Below are 15343 nucleotides of genomic sequence, written 5' to 3'. Positions count from 1 at the left end.
CAGTTCGGATGGTGGGGGGACGATGGGGATCGAGTTCGACGACGCAGCGGCGTCCCGGCTGGTCGACTGCGCGGTCGAGGTGGCGCTGACGCTGCGAGCCAGCGCCGGACCGCGACGGAGCACCGCAGAGGCCGCGCTGCTCGACTTCGACGGGGCGTACTCGCGACTGTTCGAGGCGGCCCGTGTGACGGAGTCCACCGACCGCGTCCGGCTGGCGAAGGAGCTCGAGGACTTGGCCGATCAGCTCCGCATCGTGCAACGGCAGGCGGACGAGGAACGGCAGCGATCGGCGGACCTGGCCGCGTGGCAGCGACGCGAAGCCGACCGTGAGCTCGTGCGCATCGCCGGTGGCGTGCCGATGCAACCTGTGCTCGACTGGGGCAGCGCGGTCTTCGACCCGAAGCCGTCCAGCACACCGAAGCGCCCGTCACCGGTGTCCGCCACCTTCAGCGCCCAGTCCCGCCAGCGCACCGGCAGTGGTCGCTCCGGCGGACGCAGCAGTGCTGATCCGACCAGGCTGCGGCAGTTCAGCGCGACCGTCCGAGCACAGGATTCCTCGACGGAACAGGACCTGGTCCGGGTGCGCAACGCCTGGACCGCGTTCACGAGCCGCTGCAGCTGGGTCCCCATCGACGGTGCCACGCTGCCGAGCGGGTTCGGCGACTACCTCGCCGAGAACGCTGAGGACGCGTCCTGGGTCGACCGGATCGCGGACGCCTTCAGTGCTGCCGGCGGGGGCTCCCTGGCGAACACCGCGCTCGACGCTGCCGCGGCCTCGACGCTCCCACCCGGGCTGCAGCGGCTGCTCGATCCCTCCCTGACACCGGCGGAGGTCGCAGCGATCTGGGCTGCACTCGGATTCACCGACGCCGACGTCCGCGCGCTGCCGCTCACCACGCAGCTGCAGTTCGCGGGGCTCGACGGGGTCCCGGCCGCGCAGCGCGACATCGCGTCCCGTGCGGTCCTCTCCGCAGCCGTGCGGGATCCGGAGCGGCTGTACCGGCTGATGGGGTTGGCGTACACGTACGGGGCGGTCAGCCTCGATGAGTTCACGGAGCAGGTCATCGCGCTCCGCGACGGACTCAACCGTGCTGATCAGCTCGCGGGTCGCCTGAAGGCACCCTCGGCAGCGGTCGCACAGCTGGTCGGGTTCGGCGTCTCGAACGGGGCCCTCGTCGCTGCAGTCGTCCTCGGCGATCTGGACACGGCGTCCAACGTGACCGTGAACGTGCCGGGTGCGATGACCACGCTCGACAGCATGGGTGAGAAGGTCCGCGCCGCCAACGAGCTCCTCTTCGCGGCTGGGCAGAGAGGATCCGCGGAAGACTCCTTCGCGGTCGTGTCCTGGCTCGGGTACCGCGCCCCGGGTGTCATCGAGGTCCCGCGGCAGGACCGCGCGCACGCGGGCGGGGCGAACCTCGCGTCCTTCCTCGACGGCATCCACGACAGCCGCGGCACAGCACCGCGGTCCGTCACGGTCCTCGGGCACTCGTACGGCTCCACGACCGCGGCCGAGGCGCTCGCGCAGACCCGGCACCGCGTGGACTCGTTCGTCACGTACGGCTCAGTCGGGTTCACCGACACCACGCTGCCCGAGCACCTCAACGTGGGCCGTGTCTACGCCACCGAAGGCGCCAACGACCACACCGCGATCCTCGGCCGGATCGGGCGCAGCGATCCCCGCGATCTGCCCGACGTGGACACGTTCAGTGCGGAATCCGCCCGGGACACGAAAGCGGTCACCGGCCACGACATGTACCCGGAAGCCGGCGGTGTCGGCTACTTGTCCCCCGATGCGACTTCACAGCGGACGATCGCGAAGATCATCGCCACCGGGAAGCCATGATGAACACCATGCAATCGATGCTCCGCACCATCGCGACGGCAGCCCTGACCCTCGGGCTGTTGTCAGGGTGCGCAGCAGGAGGAGACCAGATGCCCACCGACGCAGCCGACCTGACACAGGACGACGTCGCGGAGATGTCGCTCCACCAAGAGTTCGACGCCTTCGGGGACCACTACGAACACATGCAACGGCTCCTCAAGGATGCCCAGCTCCAGGTCCACGACGGCGAGTGGGAGTGGGGCGGCGGCGACGACCTGCCGCTGATCGGAGGGGACGGCGTCGCCCCGCTGCCGGGCGCGGACACGAAGAACAGCTACTACATGCGCAGCGGACGGCTCTGGTCACCCCCCGGCGCCGCAGGCGAGCAACGCGACCTGAAACCAATGCTCGACTACTTCACCGATCAGGGGTGGACCATCGAGCAACGCGACATCACGGGCGACCACGAGCTCCGGGGGTACACCGGCGATGGCTGGCAACTCATCTACACCGCTCAAGAGAACGGCCGCTACACCCTCGAGGTCTACAGCGAACTGTTCTGGACCAACGACGGCAACGCGCTTTCGGATGCCATCTACGGACGCTCGACCGTCACGTTTCCCGACCGGTCCCGCCCGGGTGTGTACCCAGATTTCCCGGAGTGGGACGACCCCATCGTCAACAAGCCCAAGATCTGAGATGCTCCGCACCATCGCGACGGCAGTCCTGGCCCTGGGACTGCTGACCGGGTGCGCGGCAGGAGGAAACCAGATGCCCACCGACGCAGCCGACCTGACACAGGACGACGTCGCGGAGATGTCGCTCCACCAAGAGTTCGACGCCTTCGGGGACCACTACGAACACATGCAACGGCTCCTCAAGGATGCGCAGCTCCAGGTCCACGACGGCGAATGGGAGTGGGCTGGCGGCGACGACCTGCCGTTGATCGGCGGGGACGGCGTCGCTCCGCTGCCGGGCGCGGACACGAAGAACAGCTACTACATGCGCAGCGGACGACTCTGGTCACCCCCCGGCGCCACCGGCGATCAGCACGACCTGCAACCGATGCTCGACTACTTCACCGACCAGGGCTGGACCATCGAACGCCGCACCATCACCGGCGACGAAGAAGTCTGGGCCACCACCGGCGACGGCTGGCAGATCCAGTACACCGCCCAGGAGAACGGCGACAACCCCATCACCGTCTACGGCGAGCCGTTCTGGACCAACGACGGCAACGCCCTTTCGGATGCCATCTACGGACGCTCGACCGTCACGTTCCCGGACCGGTCCCGCCCCGGCGTTTTCCCGGACTTCCCCGAGTGGGACGACCCCATCGTCAACAAGCCCAAGATCTGACTCCGCCGACACAGCACGCCCCTGGGCAGTCAGACGTCATCGACATCGACGTTCCACAGCGCGCGGTACCACGCCGTCCGCTCCGGGTCGTCGGGCACCCCGTACGCCTCGTGGAACAGCGGCTCCCACCCGGGCCCGTAGTTCCACCCCAGCGCCATCGTCGCCACCGCCAGGTCCGCCCAACGGTCCGCGACACCCGTGGCGTCCAGGTCGACGTGCCCGCTCCACCGACCGTCGGCACCGATGAGCGTGTTCGGCGTGCACGGGTCTCCGTGGCACACCACGACGCGGTCACCGGGCGGCTCCGGGCCCAGGCGGTCCGTGTCGGCACCGGCCGCGCGAGCACGGTCGAGCCGCGCCGCCGTCGACCATGCGAAGGGGCAGTCGTCCACCGGCAGGGTGTCGTGGAACGCGCGGAGCCCCTCACCGACCGCGACCACCGCGGTCCGGGGTTCGTCGTGCCAGCGCGGGTCGACGGCACTCCACCCGGGGACGGCACGGGTGTGCAGCCAGACGCCGTCGTCGTCCGCACCGTGGTCGAGCACCTCGGGCACCCGCACGTACCGTGACGCCCACTCCAGTCGCGCGGCCTCGTTGTCGATCCACCGGCCGTAGGCGTGCGGCAGGACCTTGACGAACTCGTCGGCGTGCTCGTCGGGGCCGATCCGGAACGTCGTGCCGCCGATCTCGTTGTGCCAGACCAGGGCGACCTCGCGGCCCCGGGCGGCCGCCACGACCACCCGCGGCACGGGGACGACGGAGTCCGGCCCCGGCAGCCCGCCGATCGACCGCACCACGACGGCCCTAGTGCACGCGGTCCGGGCGCGAGGACCCGGCCCCACCGCGCGCGATCTCGAGCAGGACCGGCAGGCGTTCGCCGAGCAGGGCGTCCAGGTCGGCCACGACGGCCTCGACCCGTTCGGTGACCTCGCGCGGTGAGGCACCCCGGCGCGGACGGACCCGCACCCGGATCGCCCGGCCACCACGGACGCGGTAGACGTCGACGGCGAGCGAGGCCACCTGCGGCAGCTCCCCGATCGCCGACGACAGCGCGTGCTGCACGGCCGTGGACTCGACGCGCACCGAACCGGCCACGCCGTCAGCTGATCCGTCGCTCTCGACGACGGTGCCCGCACGGCCACCGCCGAGCGTCGTCAGCACCACGATCGCCAAGACGCCGACGACGACCCCGCCACCGAGTACCCACGTCCACGACAGCAGGGAGTCATCGCGCGACGTGTCCGTGCCGAGGCCCGCGAGTGCGTCGCCGGCCGTGCGCCACCAGGACGCCACGAGCGGCAGGCCCTGGGCCGTCTGCACCAGGATCGCACCGACCCCGGCGACGAACAGGACGAGCCCGACGACGACGAGTGCCACCCGGCCGAGCCCACGGTTGGTCGCGTTCATCCGTCCACCCGTCCGGTCGGCTGGACGCGCACCCGTGCAGCGAGGGCGGGCAGCGCGTCGATCCCCGCGAACTCGTGCTCGACGGCCTCGGTCGCGGCCACTGCGGGAACGTCGACGCCGGCGGCGGGACGCAGCACCACCTCGACGGTCCGGCGGCCCACGGTGCCGACGGCGGCATCCGGCCCGAGCCGCGTGACGGAACGGGCGGCACGTGCCGCGGCGGAGGCGAGCACCTCGTCGTCGACCACGACGGCGAGCCGGTCGGATGCCATCGCGTGGCGCGGACGCCGCTGCGGCAGGAACCCCTGCAGCAGGAGCACCAGGCCGACGAGGGCGACGATCGCCGCGATCCCGACGACGAGCGTGGTGTCGAGGCCGTCCGGCGCGGCGAGGGCGGCGTCCACCACGGCGCGCGGGTCGACGCCGAGGACGTTCTGGTCGAGCAGCACGAGGGCACCGGCGAAGACGGCAGCGGCGGCGAGCACGAGGGTGATGAGCATCGCGATGACGACGGCACCCGACCGGGACACGTGGGTCTCGCGGCGGAGCAGACGGCGGTACGTAGCGGCGTGCTCGGTGGACGGTGCGAGGCCGGTTTCGGGAGCCGATGCGGTCCGGCCGTCCACGGCGGTCACCGGACCCTCCGCGGGACGTCGACGACCGACGACGCGAACGTCACGGTCACCCGGGACACCTGTCGGCCGGTGATGGTCCGGAGGCGCTCGGCGATCGTGCCGCGGGCCCGGTGCGCGCTCGTGACGACGGGTTCGTCGGGGACCGCGTGGCTCCCCAGCACGGGCAGGGTGAGCGGGGCGGTGATCTCGACCGCCAGCGCGCCGCGGCCGTCGTCGGCGACCCGGGCACGGACCTCCCGGAAGGCCACGCGCAGCGCTTCGGCGGCGACCGCCTGGGCGGTGTGGACGAGCGCCGACGTGCCGATGCGGTCGGAGCCGCGGAGCCGGACGCCGCTGTCGCCGACCGTGGCGACGGCGGCGTCGGTCACGACGAGCTCCGGCGTCCGCGCAGCACGTCGACCAGGCGACGCACGTCGACGTCACCGGCGACGATGCGGGCGACCAGCCCGCCGACGGCCATGCAGACGGCGACGACCACGAACGCCCAGAACCCGAGGGTCACCGCGACGATCGCGAGGAGGGCGCCGACGCCCATCCCGACAACGGTGGCGTTCACCGGACCCGGCCCTCGCGGACGTCGCCGTCGAGGTCGTCGGCGGTGCCGTTCAGTGCCGGGATGTTCACGTCGTTGATCGCGATGTTGACCTCGGTGACCTCGAGCCCGACGAGCTCGGTGACGGCGCTCGTGACGGCGGCGCGCACGGCGGACGCGACGTCCATCATCGGGATCGGGTAGTCCACGACGATCGTCAGGTCGACGGCGACCTGGGTCTCGCCGACCTCGACGCGGACGCCCTGGCCGAGCGCGCTCGAGCCGATCGCGTCGCGGATGGCGCCGAAGGCCCGCGAGGCGTTCCCGCCGAGGGCGTAGACGCCGGGGACGTCACGCGCGGCGATGCCCGCGACCTTGGCGACGACGGTGTCGTCGATGATCGTCTTGCCCTTGGCCGTGACCTGCGTGGTGGTGGTGCCGGTCGTGGTGCCGGTCGTCACGGTCCCGTCGACGCGGTTCGTCGTCGATGCCATCAGTGCCTCCTGCGTTCGCTTGCTGGACTTCCAGCGAACACCATCGTGCCGCGCTGCGCCCGAGAGCGGCAGGCGGAGCGCTGCACGGCGGGGTCGGTCGTCCCCGGTAGGTTCGATGCCATGCGCGTGGCGACCTGGAACGTGAACTCCGTCCGCACCCGAGTGGGGCGGATCGTCGACTGGCTGGTGCGCGAGGACGTCGACGTCCTCGGCATGCAGGAGATCAAGTGCAAGCCGGAGCAGTTCCCGGTGCAGGCGTTCGAGGACGCCGGCTACCACGTCGAGGCGCACGGCCTGAACCAGTGGAACGGTGTCGCGTTCGCCAGCCGGCTGCCGATGGAGGACGTGACCCGCGACTTCCCCGGCCAGCCCGGCTTCCTCAAGGGGCACGAGGGGCCGGACCTGCCCGTCGAGGCCCGGGCCATCGGCGTCACCGTCGACGGCGTGCGGCTCTGGAGCCTGTACGTGCCGAACGGGCGCGAGGTCGGCGACCCGCACTACACGTACAAGCTCGACTGGCTCGCGCAGCTGGCTGACCGCACCGCCGAGTGGATCGCCGCGTCGCCGGAGACCCCGCTCGCGCTGATGGGCGACTGGAACGTGGCACCGCTCGACACCGACGTGTGGGACGTCCGCGTGTTCGAGGGGCACACCCACGTCAGCGAACCGGAGCGCGACGCCTTCCGGGCGTTCGAGGCAGCGGGGCTCCTGCAGGACGTCGTGCGGCCGATCGTCCCCGACGGCTACACCTACTGGGACTACAAACAGCTGCGGTTCCCGCGCAACGAGGGCATGCGCATCGACTTCGTGATGGGCTCGCAGGCCTTCGCCGACGTCGTCACCGACGCCTCGATCCACCGCAACGAGCGGAAGGGCGACGCCCCGAGCGACCACGTCCCCGTGGTGGTCGACCTCGACCTGGACACGTCGCTCGACGACGACCGCCCGATGATCTTCTGAGCGGTCACGCGGCCGTGACGCGTTCTGTTACGCCCGGCGTCCACCCTCGTTGAGCAGGTGACGGCGCCGACGTAGATTTCCTGCACCGAACCCCTTCGAGAGCAGGTGAAGCCATGTCCCGCACGACGATCCTTCCCATCCAGCGCGTCATGGCGAACGCGGCCCCCGGCGCCTGGCGCGACGGCATCGTCGTCGAGACCCGTCCCGCCGACGCCGTCGTGGTGTTCCTGGACGGCGGCGTGACCCAGCTCCGGGTGGCGGACGCCGACGCCTTCCTGTCGGTCGGCGACCCGATCGCCCACCACCCGGTGGCGGAGATCCTCAGCGCCGGCGGTCGTCAGACCACGGCACGCAGCGCGTAGCCCGTCGGTTCAGGCAGACATCGAGGCGAGCATCGCCTCGCACTTCGCGACCATCTCGTCGCAGGCCATGGCGCAGTAGCGGCACGACTCGTCCATGTCCATGTGCTTCCGGCACTCGGCAGCACACATCGTGCCCATCGTCATCACGGCCATGAGCATCGCCTGCATGCTCGGCAGGTCCATGCCGGCCGGACGCATCATCATCCGCATGCCGGTGTCGGCCATCATCGCCGTGTTGGAGCACATCGCGGCGCACGTGGCCATCTCGCCGCCCATGCGCATGTCGCTCGCGGAGCACATCGTGGCGGCCATCGACGCGGCGTTCATCGCCATCATCGTGTCCTGCATCACGTCCATGTCCATCTCCATGGGCATGTCCGTCATCGACATGTTCTTCATCATCGCCATCGTGTCCATCGGAGGTCTCCGTCCGTCGTGGTCCCGAGGCGGGTCCGCCCCGTGGGTGTCAGCGTACGCGCGCCCCCGATGCGCTTCGTGAGCAGCAATGGTCGGGTCCGTGACCGCGACCCGACCATTCCTGCTCACCATCCGCGGTGCACGCGACCCCACGGCGGACGGGAGGCACGAGGCGGCCCCGCCACGGGCCTCCCGTCCGCCTCGCGGTGCGTCCAGGGCGCGCTACGGGTGCAGCAGCGCGGCGATCGCGACCAGGACGGGGACCGAGCCGATCGTCGAGATGAGCACCACGTCGCGGGCGACCGGGACCGCCGCGTCGTAGCGCTGCGCGTAGTTGAACACGTTCTGTGCCGCCGGCAACGCCGCCAGGGTGGTGAGCACGAACACGTCCTGGTCGTCGAGCCCGAACACGAACCGTGCGAACACGTACGCGACCGCCGGCATCACCACGAGCTTGATCGACGACGCCACGATGACGTCCGTCCGGATCGCCGGGTCCCGCAACGGCGCGGCACCGTGCAGGCTCATCCCGAACGACAGCAGGACGACGGGCACGGCTGCCGCACCGACCAGCGAGAACGGCTCGAGCACCGGGTCGGGCAGCGTGGTGCCGGTCGCCGAGAACACGAGGCCGACCAGCGAGGCGATGATGATCGGGTTCCGGAACGGTCCGGAGATCCGGCGTCCCCAGCCGCCGGCGCCCGAGGTCGCGGCGTCGAGGATCGTCAACGCGACCGGCGCGATGACGATGAGCTGCAGCAGGATCACCGGCACGACCGCGGTCGCCTGCCCGAGCACGTACACGGCGACCGGCAGGCCGATGTTGTTCGCGTTGACGTAGCTCGCGGCCAGGGCCCCGACCGTCGTGGTGGTGACCGGTCGCCGCAGCACGAACCGGAAGACGGCCGCCGCTCCGAGTGCGACGACGGCGGCGCTCAGCAGCGAGACCCAGAGCATCGGGGACAGCAGCGACTCGATGTCGGCCGAGGCGATGGTGTGGAAGAGCAGGCAGGGCATGAGCACGAAGAACGCGAGGCGACTCATCACGAACTGTGCGTGCGGGCCGAGCAGTCCGATGCGCCCGACGACGTACCCACCGGCGATGATCGCGCCGATGATCGCGAAGCCGGTCAACACGCCACCCATCGCGTCCATCCTTGCACCATGTGACGTCGCTCAGGTCGGAAATGCGTTCGCATCGAATACCGTTGCAGGCACCATGACCTCGACGAACGCCGACACCCTCACCCGGTCCACCGACTCCAGCCAGCCCCTCGTACCCCTGCTCGAAGAGCGCTGGAGCCCCCGTTCCTACGACGAGACCGCGACGATCTCGGACGAGCAGTTCGACGCCGTCCTCGAGGCCGCCCGCTGGGCCGCGTCGGCCATGAACTTCCAGCCCCGCCGCTTCATCGCGGGCCGTCGTGGCACCGAGACGTTCCGCAAGATCAACGAGAACCTGCTCGGCTTCAACGCCGCCTGGGCCTTCCGTGCCAGCGCCCTGGTCGTCGGCGTGCTCGAGACCGTGACCGAGGACGGCGACGAGCGTCCCTTCGCGCAGTACGACCTCGGCCAGTCGCTCGCGGCTCTCACCGTCCAGGCGCACGCCGAGGGCCTGCACGTGCACCAGATGGCGGGCATCGACGCCGCGGGCCTGCGCGCCGCGTTCGACCTGCCGGAGCGCTTCCTGCCCTTCACCGTGACGGCCATCGGCACCGTCGCGCACCCGTCGCAGCTCGACGAGAAGGCGGCCGAGCGCGAGGTCGCACCGCGCACCCGCCTGCCCCTCGACGAGGTCGTGCTCGTCAAGGAGTAGTCAGCGGTACCAGCACGCGGCCGCGTCCCCACCGGGGCGCGGCCGCTGCCGTACCCGCTGCCGCGTAGAATGTCGTGACATGCAGCCCGAGATGAACTTCTACACCCGCAAGTGGGTCCGCCCCGAGGACCTCAACGCCAACGGCACCCTGTTCGGCGGCAGCCTGCTCCGCTGGATCGACGAGGAGGCCGCGGTCTACGCGATCATCCAGCTCGGCAACGGCAAGGTCGTCACGAAGTACATGTCGGAGATCGAGTTCGTGTCCTCGGCGAAGGAGGGCGACATCGTCGAGATCGGCCTCGTCGCCACCCGCTTCGGCCGCAGCTCGCTCACGATGCGGGCCGAGGCGCGCAACCTCTTCACGCACCGCAGCATCCTCACCATCGACGAGGTCGTGTTCGTGAACCTCGACGACGACGGCAACCCGGCGCCGCACGGCTACACGGACATCACGTACGACCGCGACCGGGTCCCCGCGACGCACCGCGCCTGACCCGCGTGACCCCGCAGACATCGCGCAGCAGTCGCGTGCGGTGGGCACAGCACCCGGCACGTGATCGGTGGCCTCTGGCAGGATCGGGGCATGACCACGCCCCGCCTCGTCGCCTTCGACCTGGACGACACCCTCGCCCCGTCGAAGTCCTCCCTCGACCCCCGCATGCTCGAGACCTTCGCGTCCCTGCTCGAGGTCGTGCCGGTCGCGGTCATCTCCGGCGGCAACTTCACGCAGTTCGAGCAGCAGCTCGTCACCCCGCTCCGCCACCGCGACGGCCTGACCCTCGACGACCTGCACCTCCTGCCGACGTGCGGCACGCGGTACTACCGCTGGTCCGACGACGACTGGGCCCTGCAGTACGCCGAGGACCTCACCGACGACCAGAAGGCACGCGCCCTCGCAGCGGTCGAGTCCGTCGCGAAGGACGCCGGCTACTGGGAGTCCGAGACCTGGGGTGACATCCTCGAGGACCGCGGGTCGCAGATCACGTTCTCCGCACTCGGCCAGGCCGCTCCGGTCGACGTCAAGAAGCAGTGGGACCCGACCGGCGCGAAGAAGGACGACCTCCGTCGACGGGTGCAGGCGGAGCTCCCCGACCTCGAGGTCCGATCGGGCGGCTCCACCAGCGTCGACATCACCCGCAAGGGCATCGACAAGGCCTACGGCATGCAGCGTCTCGCCGAGATCACCGGCATCGCGCTCGACGACATGCTCTTCGTCGGCGACCGGCTCGATCCCGAGGGCAACGACTACCCGGTGAAGGCCCTCGGTGTGCCGTGCCACGCGGTCGAGGGCTGGGAGGACACCGACGCCTTCCTGACCGAGCTCATCCCGACCCTGCGCTGACCCCGCGGCAGCCGACGGCGCGGCAGCTGACCCCGTGTCAGCCCAGGCTGCGGACGGCCTCGACGAAGGCGCGGATCTTCGCCGGGTCCTTGACCCCGCGCTCCGACTCGACGCCGCTCGACACGTCGACACCGTCGGGGTCGAGCGCCTCGACCGCGGCGACGACGTTGGCGGGGGTGAGGCCGCCCGCGAGGATCCAGGCCTCGTCGATCCCGCCCTCGATCACAGCGGGGTCGATCAGCCGACCGCTGCCCGGCACGGCGGCGTCGAGCAACAGCAAGTCGTGGTCGAACGAGGCGCGCTGCTCGGCGGTCTCACGCAGGTAGTCCTCGGCCGCGAGGGCCCGGATCGTGAAGAAGCCCGCGTCGCGGGCTCGGGCGAAGTCGGTCGCGGCCTCGCCACCGTGCAGCTGCAGGGTGGTGAGCCCGACCTCGGACGCGATGCCGACGATCTCGTCGATCTTCTGGTCGCGGAAGACGCCGACGGCGTCGATGCCGTCCGGCAGCCGTTCGACGAGTTCCTTCGCCAGGTCGGCCGTCACGGTGCGGGGGCTGTTCGCGGCGAAGACGAACCCGACCGCGTCGGCGCCCGCATCGACGGCGGCGTCCACGGTGTCGGGCGTCGACAGGCCGCAGATCTTGATCCAGCGCTGGTCGGTCATGCTGTCCATCCTGCCAGGGACCACGGACGAACGGGACGAGCGGGCGACGTCAGTGCAGCATGCCCGCGACGTAGGCGGAGCCGCACGCGACCAGCACGCCGAACGCCGCGAACGAGCCGACGAGCACGTTCCGCCGACGCCAGCGGCGGACGGCCGAGAAGGTCCCGCGCTTCGCGTGCCGGTGGGCCGCCCGGTGCATCCGGTGGTCGCGCTGGTGCTTGACCCGCTCGGGTCCGAGCGGCACGGGTCCGGTGACCTGCGTGGAGCCGCCCCGCAGGGCGTTCGCGATCGCCACCGCGGTCGGACGACGCTCCGGGTCGCGGGCGGTCATCCGGCTGAGCAGTTCACGCCACTCCGAGGCGACGTCGTCGGGGATCTCGGGGTCGTGCCGCAGGCGGGCCAGTGCCGCCTCGATCAGGGTGCCGGAGTACTCCTGCTTGCCGGTCAGGGACTCGAGCAGCACCAGTCCGAGCGAGTACACGTCGGTGGCGAAGCTGATCGGCTCACCGGCGACCTGCTCGGGGCTCAGGTACGCCGCCGTGCCGATGATCGTGCCGTCGTTCGTCAGGCGCGAGCCGTCGACGAAGTGCGCGACGCCGAAGTCGGTGAGCTTCACGGTCCGGGCGAAGCCGGACGAGCCCTCGTCGCTGATCAGGATGTTGGCGGGCTTGACGTCCCGGTGCACGATGCCGCGCGAGTGCACGTAGGCCAGGGCATCGGCGAGCTGGGCGCCGAGGTCGGCCACCTCGTAGTTGTGCAGGGCCCCCTCGGACAGCCGGCGGAGCAGCGTCGTGTCGGCGATGAGCTCCATCACGATGAACCGGTGCGGGCCGTCGGGGAAGTCGTGCGTGCCGGCGTCGTAGAGCGGGATGAGCCCGGGGTGCGACAGCATGCTGAGGAGCCGGATCTCGCGCTCCTGCCGGACGCGGTCAGCCGTCGTCATCTTGTCCGGCGTCGCGAAGAGCTTCACGGCGACGGCGCGGTAGGTGTGCTCGTCGCGGGCTTCGTAGACGGTCCCCATGCCACCCGTGCCGATGAGCTTCACCAGCCGGTACCGGCCCGACAGGACCGTCTCCGTCCGCAAGCCGTCCAGCAGGGTCATGGTGTCCGTCGTTCCGTCGGGAGCCGCAGGTTCCGCGGCTGCTGCCGGCGTGTTGGCTCACGAGAAACGGTACGCGTCCGACTCCCGTTTTGGGCGGGTGTTATGACATCGTGATCGGCGTACTTCCCTGTGTTCATGCGGATGCATCAGGGTACCGTTCGACCTCCGACCAGGGTGAGCGATCACGCAAGGAGGACAGCGATGGCACTGACGAAGGGTGACGAGGTGCACTGGAACACCTCGCAAGGGAAGACGACCGGGAAACTCGTGCGGAAGCGCACGAGCGACTTCGAGTTCGACGGTCAGACGTTCAAGCCGACCGACGACGATCCGTACTGGATCGTCGAGTCGGAGAAGAGCGGCAAGCAGGCCGCGCACAAGGAGTCGGCGCTGACCAAGGCCTGACGACGACGGGCTCAGTCGCGGGCGGGCTCGGCGCGACGACGACCTCGTGCGCCCCCGCTCGCGGCACCGTCACCGTTGCCGCCTCCGTCCGCACGACGGTCTGCCCGCCACCGTCGCACCCGCCGGACCACGAACGTCACCACGACGACCGCGATCGCGACGTAGAGCACCCGGTCGATCCACTCGGTGTACTGCTCGACGCGGTCGTACTGCGAGCCGAACGCGGCACCGAGCAGCACGAGTGCGCTGTTCCAGATCCCGCTCGCGATGATCGTGAACACCGAGAACGTGCCGAGGTGCATGCGGTCAGCGCCCGCGGGCAGGGAGATGAGGCTGCGCACGATCGGGACGAAACGGCCGAAGAACACCGCGCTCTTGCCGTGCCGGTGGAACCACGCGGCGGCCTTGCGGAAGTCGTCCTCGTCGACCAGGGGGAGCTTGCCGAACCACCGCGTGGTGCGCTCGAACCCGATCTTCGCGCCGAGCCAGTAGAGCACCAGCGCCCCGAGGTAGGACCCGAGCGTCGCCAGCACGAGGACGAGGACGAGGTTCATCTGGCCGGCGCCCGCCAGGAACCCGGCCAGCGGCAGGATGAGCTCGGACGGGATCGGCGGGAACACCGTCTCGACGAAGAGCATGAGCGCGACGCCCCACTCCCCCAGGGCGTCGATGATCTGGAGCACGAGGCCGGAGAGTCCGCCGAGGTCCGAGGGAGCGGTGGAGTCGCCGGTGGCGACGGTCATGGCACGGGCGGTCACGGCAGTCGTCATGCCCCCAGCATCCCTGAGCGCCCTGTCAGGACCCGGCGCGGTACCTGAACGTCAGCCGAGTCCCATGTGCGAGGTCCGCACGTGCGTCAGCGACCGCGCGAGGGCACCGCGGGCGACGGCGTCGCGACCCACCGTCGACGGCACGATCTCGACGGGGTGCCGGAGCTGGGGCATGACCACCGCGGCGAGCGCCTCGGCGAACACCGACGCCGCCGGCAGGACCTCGCCCCCGACGACCACGACCTCGGGGTCGATCGTCGTGACGAGCTGCACGACGCCCGGTGCCACGTCGTCCGCGAAGGCGCGGACGACGTGGACCGCCGCCGGATCCGGAACGCCATCGCCGACGTGACCCGGCACTGCGCCCCCGCGCCCGGCCGCGGCGAAGACCGACTCGAGGTCCGTGTCGGACGCGATCCGGGCCTCCAGGCGGGCCGGCGCACCGGGCCACCCGGTCGAGGCCAGGCCGCCCATCTCGCCAGCCGCACCGCGCGCCCCGCGCGCCAACGCCCCGTCGATGACGTAGGCCGCACCGATCTGCCGACCCATCACCAGGTACAGGCCGTCCTGGACGCCCCGGAAGCGCCCCCACATCGCCTCGGCGGTGGCGGCGAGCTTGGCGTCGTTGTCGAAGAACGTCGCGATGCCGGGGAAGAGGTCCTGGATCCGGCCGGGCACGCGGCGCTCGACCCACTCGGGCACCGCAACCGTGTAGTCGATCTCGCCGGCGCGGTCGACGACGGCGGGGACGCCGAACGTGGCGGCGAGGACCGGGGACGCCTCCGAGTCGGCCGTCAGGCGGCGGACGACGTCCTGCACGCTCGTCCAGGCCTGCTCCGCGTCGGCGAGGTCGGCATAGCGCTCCTCGACCCGGGTGAGGGTGTTCCCGCGCAGGTCGGCGCGGATGCCGACGATGCCGTGCAGTCCGAGGTCGACGCCGAGCACGGAACCGGCGGTGGCGTCCGCGGCGAAGCGCTTGGCCCGGCGGCCGGCCTTGTTCGGGGTGGCGATCGCCTCGGCCTCGGTCACCCAGCCCTCGTCGACCAGGTCTGCGAGCGCCGCCTCGACCGTGGGGCGGGAGAGCCCGACGGTGCGGCTGAGCTCGGTCACGGTGCGCGACGCGTCGTCGCGCAGGAGCTCGTCGAGGATGGCGCGGGAGTTCATGAGTCGGAGCACGCCCGGCGTCGTCCCCACGACACTCGGGATCGTTGACACGGTCTCGTCCACGGCCATAGCCTCCACATTACGAAAGATCA

General features: G+C 70.8%; 21 protein-coding genes. 9 read left to right on the top strand and 12 right to left on the bottom strand.

Annotation, left to right across the window (positions count from 1 at the left end; translation table 11 throughout):
* The first annotated feature begins 22 nt into the window (after nt 1-22).
* The 3 genes from M4960_RS17850 (at nt 23) to M4960_RS17840 (ending at nt 3184) form a co-directional block, all read left to right on the top strand.
* On the top strand, nt 23-1846 hold the full coding sequence (locus M4960_RS17850) for an alpha/beta hydrolase (RefSeq protein WP_248704980.1): 1824 nt from the start codon (nt 23-25) through the stop codon (nt 1844-1846).
* Nucleotides 1843-2523, top strand: a complete 681-nt coding sequence (locus M4960_RS17845) for a hypothetical protein (RefSeq protein WP_148058322.1) — start codon at nt 1843-1845, stop codon at nt 2521-2523. Before M4960_RS17850 ends, M4960_RS17845 begins: the two co-directional genes overlap by 4 nt.
* Nucleotides 2524-2596: 73 nt before the next feature.
* Nucleotides 2597-3184: a hypothetical protein gene (locus M4960_RS17840; protein WP_248704979.1), complete on the top strand. Its 588-nt coding sequence runs from the start codon at nt 2597-2599 to the stop codon at nt 3182-3184.
* Nucleotides 3185-3213: 29 nt separating this feature from the next.
* Here the strand turns inward: M4960_RS17840 and M4960_RS17835 are convergent, their stop codons facing one another.
* Genes M4960_RS17835 through M4960_RS17810 form a run of 6 tightly spaced genes read right to left on the bottom strand, consistent with a single transcriptional unit; the run spans nt 3214 to nt 6252 of the window.
* Complete coding sequence (locus M4960_RS17835; RefSeq protein WP_248704978.1) at nt 3214-3981, bottom strand: aminoglycoside 3'-phosphotransferase; 768 nt, start codon at nt 3979-3981, stop codon at nt 3214-3216.
* A 7-nt stretch (nt 3982-3988) separates the two neighbouring features.
* Nucleotides 3989-4591, bottom strand: coding sequence for a hypothetical protein (locus tag M4960_RS17830; RefSeq protein ID WP_248704977.1), 603 nt, complete (start codon nt 4589-4591; stop codon nt 3989-3991).
* Complete coding sequence (locus M4960_RS17825; RefSeq protein ID WP_194671790.1) at nt 4588-5226, bottom strand: hypothetical protein; 639 nt, start codon at nt 5224-5226, stop codon at nt 4588-4590. Before M4960_RS17825 ends, M4960_RS17830 begins: the two co-directional genes overlap by 4 nt.
* A complete protein-coding gene (locus M4960_RS17820) occupies nt 5223-5594 on the bottom strand; it encodes a hypothetical protein (RefSeq protein WP_123293565.1) in 372 nt (123 codons plus the stop codon). The genes M4960_RS17825 and M4960_RS17820 overlap by 4 nt, the downstream gene beginning before the upstream one ends.
* Nucleotides 5591-5782 (bottom strand): DUF2273 domain-containing protein, encoded by a 192-nt coding sequence (locus M4960_RS17815; RefSeq protein ID WP_111086173.1) that lies wholly within the window; start codon nt 5780-5782, stop codon nt 5591-5593. The genes M4960_RS17820 and M4960_RS17815 overlap by 4 nt, the downstream gene beginning before the upstream one ends.
* Nucleotides 5779-6252: an Asp23/Gls24 family envelope stress response protein gene (locus M4960_RS17810; RefSeq protein WP_123937445.1), complete on the bottom strand. Its 474-nt coding sequence runs from the start codon at nt 6250-6252 to the stop codon at nt 5779-5781. The genes M4960_RS17815 and M4960_RS17810 overlap by 4 nt, the downstream gene beginning before the upstream one ends.
* Before the next feature lie 120 nt (nt 6253-6372).
* Here M4960_RS17810 and M4960_RS17805 point away from each other — a divergent pair, with 120 nt between their 5' ends.
* Both M4960_RS17805 and M4960_RS17800 read left to right on the top strand, forming a co-directional pair.
* Nucleotides 6373-7212 carry an exodeoxyribonuclease III gene (locus M4960_RS17805; RefSeq protein WP_123293562.1) on the top strand — a complete coding sequence of 280 codons (840 nt, stop codon included), beginning with the start codon at nt 6373-6375 and terminating at the stop codon, nt 7210-7212.
* A 113-nt stretch (nt 7213-7325) separates the two neighbouring features.
* Nucleotides 7326-7574, top strand: coding sequence for a nuclease (locus tag M4960_RS17800; protein WP_132100702.1), 249 nt, complete (start codon nt 7326-7328; stop codon nt 7572-7574).
* Between the two features lie 9 nt (nt 7575-7583).
* On the opposite strand, the gene M4960_RS17795 is transcribed toward M4960_RS17800, so the two are convergent.
* Nucleotides 7584-7991, bottom strand: coding sequence for an aldehyde dehydrogenase (locus M4960_RS17795; protein WP_123293560.1), 408 nt, complete (start codon nt 7989-7991; stop codon nt 7584-7586).
* A gap of 222 nt (nt 7992-8213) precedes the next feature.
* Nucleotides 8214-9137: an AEC family transporter gene (locus M4960_RS17790; RefSeq protein WP_248704976.1), complete on the bottom strand. Its 924-nt coding sequence runs from the start codon at nt 9135-9137 to the stop codon at nt 8214-8216.
* A 73-nt stretch (nt 9138-9210) separates the two neighbouring features.
* On the opposite strand from M4960_RS17790, the gene M4960_RS17785 reads away from it, so the two are divergent.
* From M4960_RS17785 to M4960_RS17775, 3 genes are all read left to right on the top strand, one after another.
* A complete protein-coding gene (locus M4960_RS17785; protein ID WP_111086179.1) occupies nt 9211-9807 on the top strand; it encodes a nitroreductase family protein in 597 nt (198 codons plus the stop codon).
* A gap of 79 nt (nt 9808-9886) precedes the next feature.
* A complete protein-coding gene (locus M4960_RS17780; RefSeq protein WP_111086180.1) occupies nt 9887-10300 on the top strand; it encodes an acyl-CoA thioesterase in 414 nt (137 codons plus the stop codon).
* 90 nt (nt 10301-10390) lie between these two features.
* On the top strand, nt 10391-11149 hold the full coding sequence (locus tag M4960_RS17775) for an HAD-IIB family hydrolase (protein WP_111086181.1): 759 nt from the start codon (nt 10391-10393) through the stop codon (nt 11147-11149).
* 37 nt (nt 11150-11186) lie between these two features.
* On the opposite strand, the gene M4960_RS17770 is transcribed toward M4960_RS17775, so the two are convergent.
* Both M4960_RS17770 and M4960_RS17765 read right to left on the bottom strand, forming a co-directional pair.
* Nucleotides 11187-11810 (bottom strand): phosphoribosylanthranilate isomerase, encoded by a 624-nt coding sequence (locus M4960_RS17770; RefSeq protein WP_248704975.1) that lies wholly within the window; start codon nt 11808-11810, stop codon nt 11187-11189.
* Between the two features lie 49 nt (nt 11811-11859).
* On the bottom strand, nt 11860-12912 hold the full coding sequence (locus tag M4960_RS17765) for a serine/threonine-protein kinase (protein WP_123293556.1): 1053 nt from the start codon (nt 12910-12912) through the stop codon (nt 11860-11862).
* 201 nt (nt 12913-13113) lie between these two features.
* Here M4960_RS17765 and M4960_RS17760 point away from each other — a divergent pair, with 201 nt between their 5' ends.
* On the top strand, nt 13114-13317 hold the full coding sequence (locus M4960_RS17760; protein ID WP_123293555.1) for a DUF2945 domain-containing protein: 204 nt from the start codon (nt 13114-13116) through the stop codon (nt 13315-13317).
* Nucleotides 13318-13328: 11 nt separating this feature from the next.
* On the opposite strand, the gene M4960_RS17755 is transcribed toward M4960_RS17760, so the two are convergent.
* Both M4960_RS17755 and M4960_RS17750 read right to left on the bottom strand, forming a co-directional pair.
* Nucleotides 13329-14087, bottom strand: coding sequence for a DedA family protein (locus tag M4960_RS17755; protein ID WP_248704974.1), 759 nt, complete (start codon nt 14085-14087; stop codon nt 13329-13331).
* 51 nt (nt 14088-14138) lie between these two features.
* Nucleotides 14139-15314, bottom strand: coding sequence for an ROK family transcriptional regulator (locus M4960_RS17750; RefSeq protein ID WP_185021010.1), 1176 nt, complete (start codon nt 15312-15314; stop codon nt 14139-14141).
* Nucleotides 15315-15343 lie beyond the last annotated feature (29 nt).

The organism is Curtobacterium sp. MWU13-2055 (genome assembly GCF_023242305.1).
Taxonomy (GTDB): Bacteria; Actinomycetota; Actinomycetes; order Actinomycetales; family Microbacteriaceae; genus Curtobacterium.
This window is presented reverse-complemented; position numbering and strand designations above follow the sequence as displayed.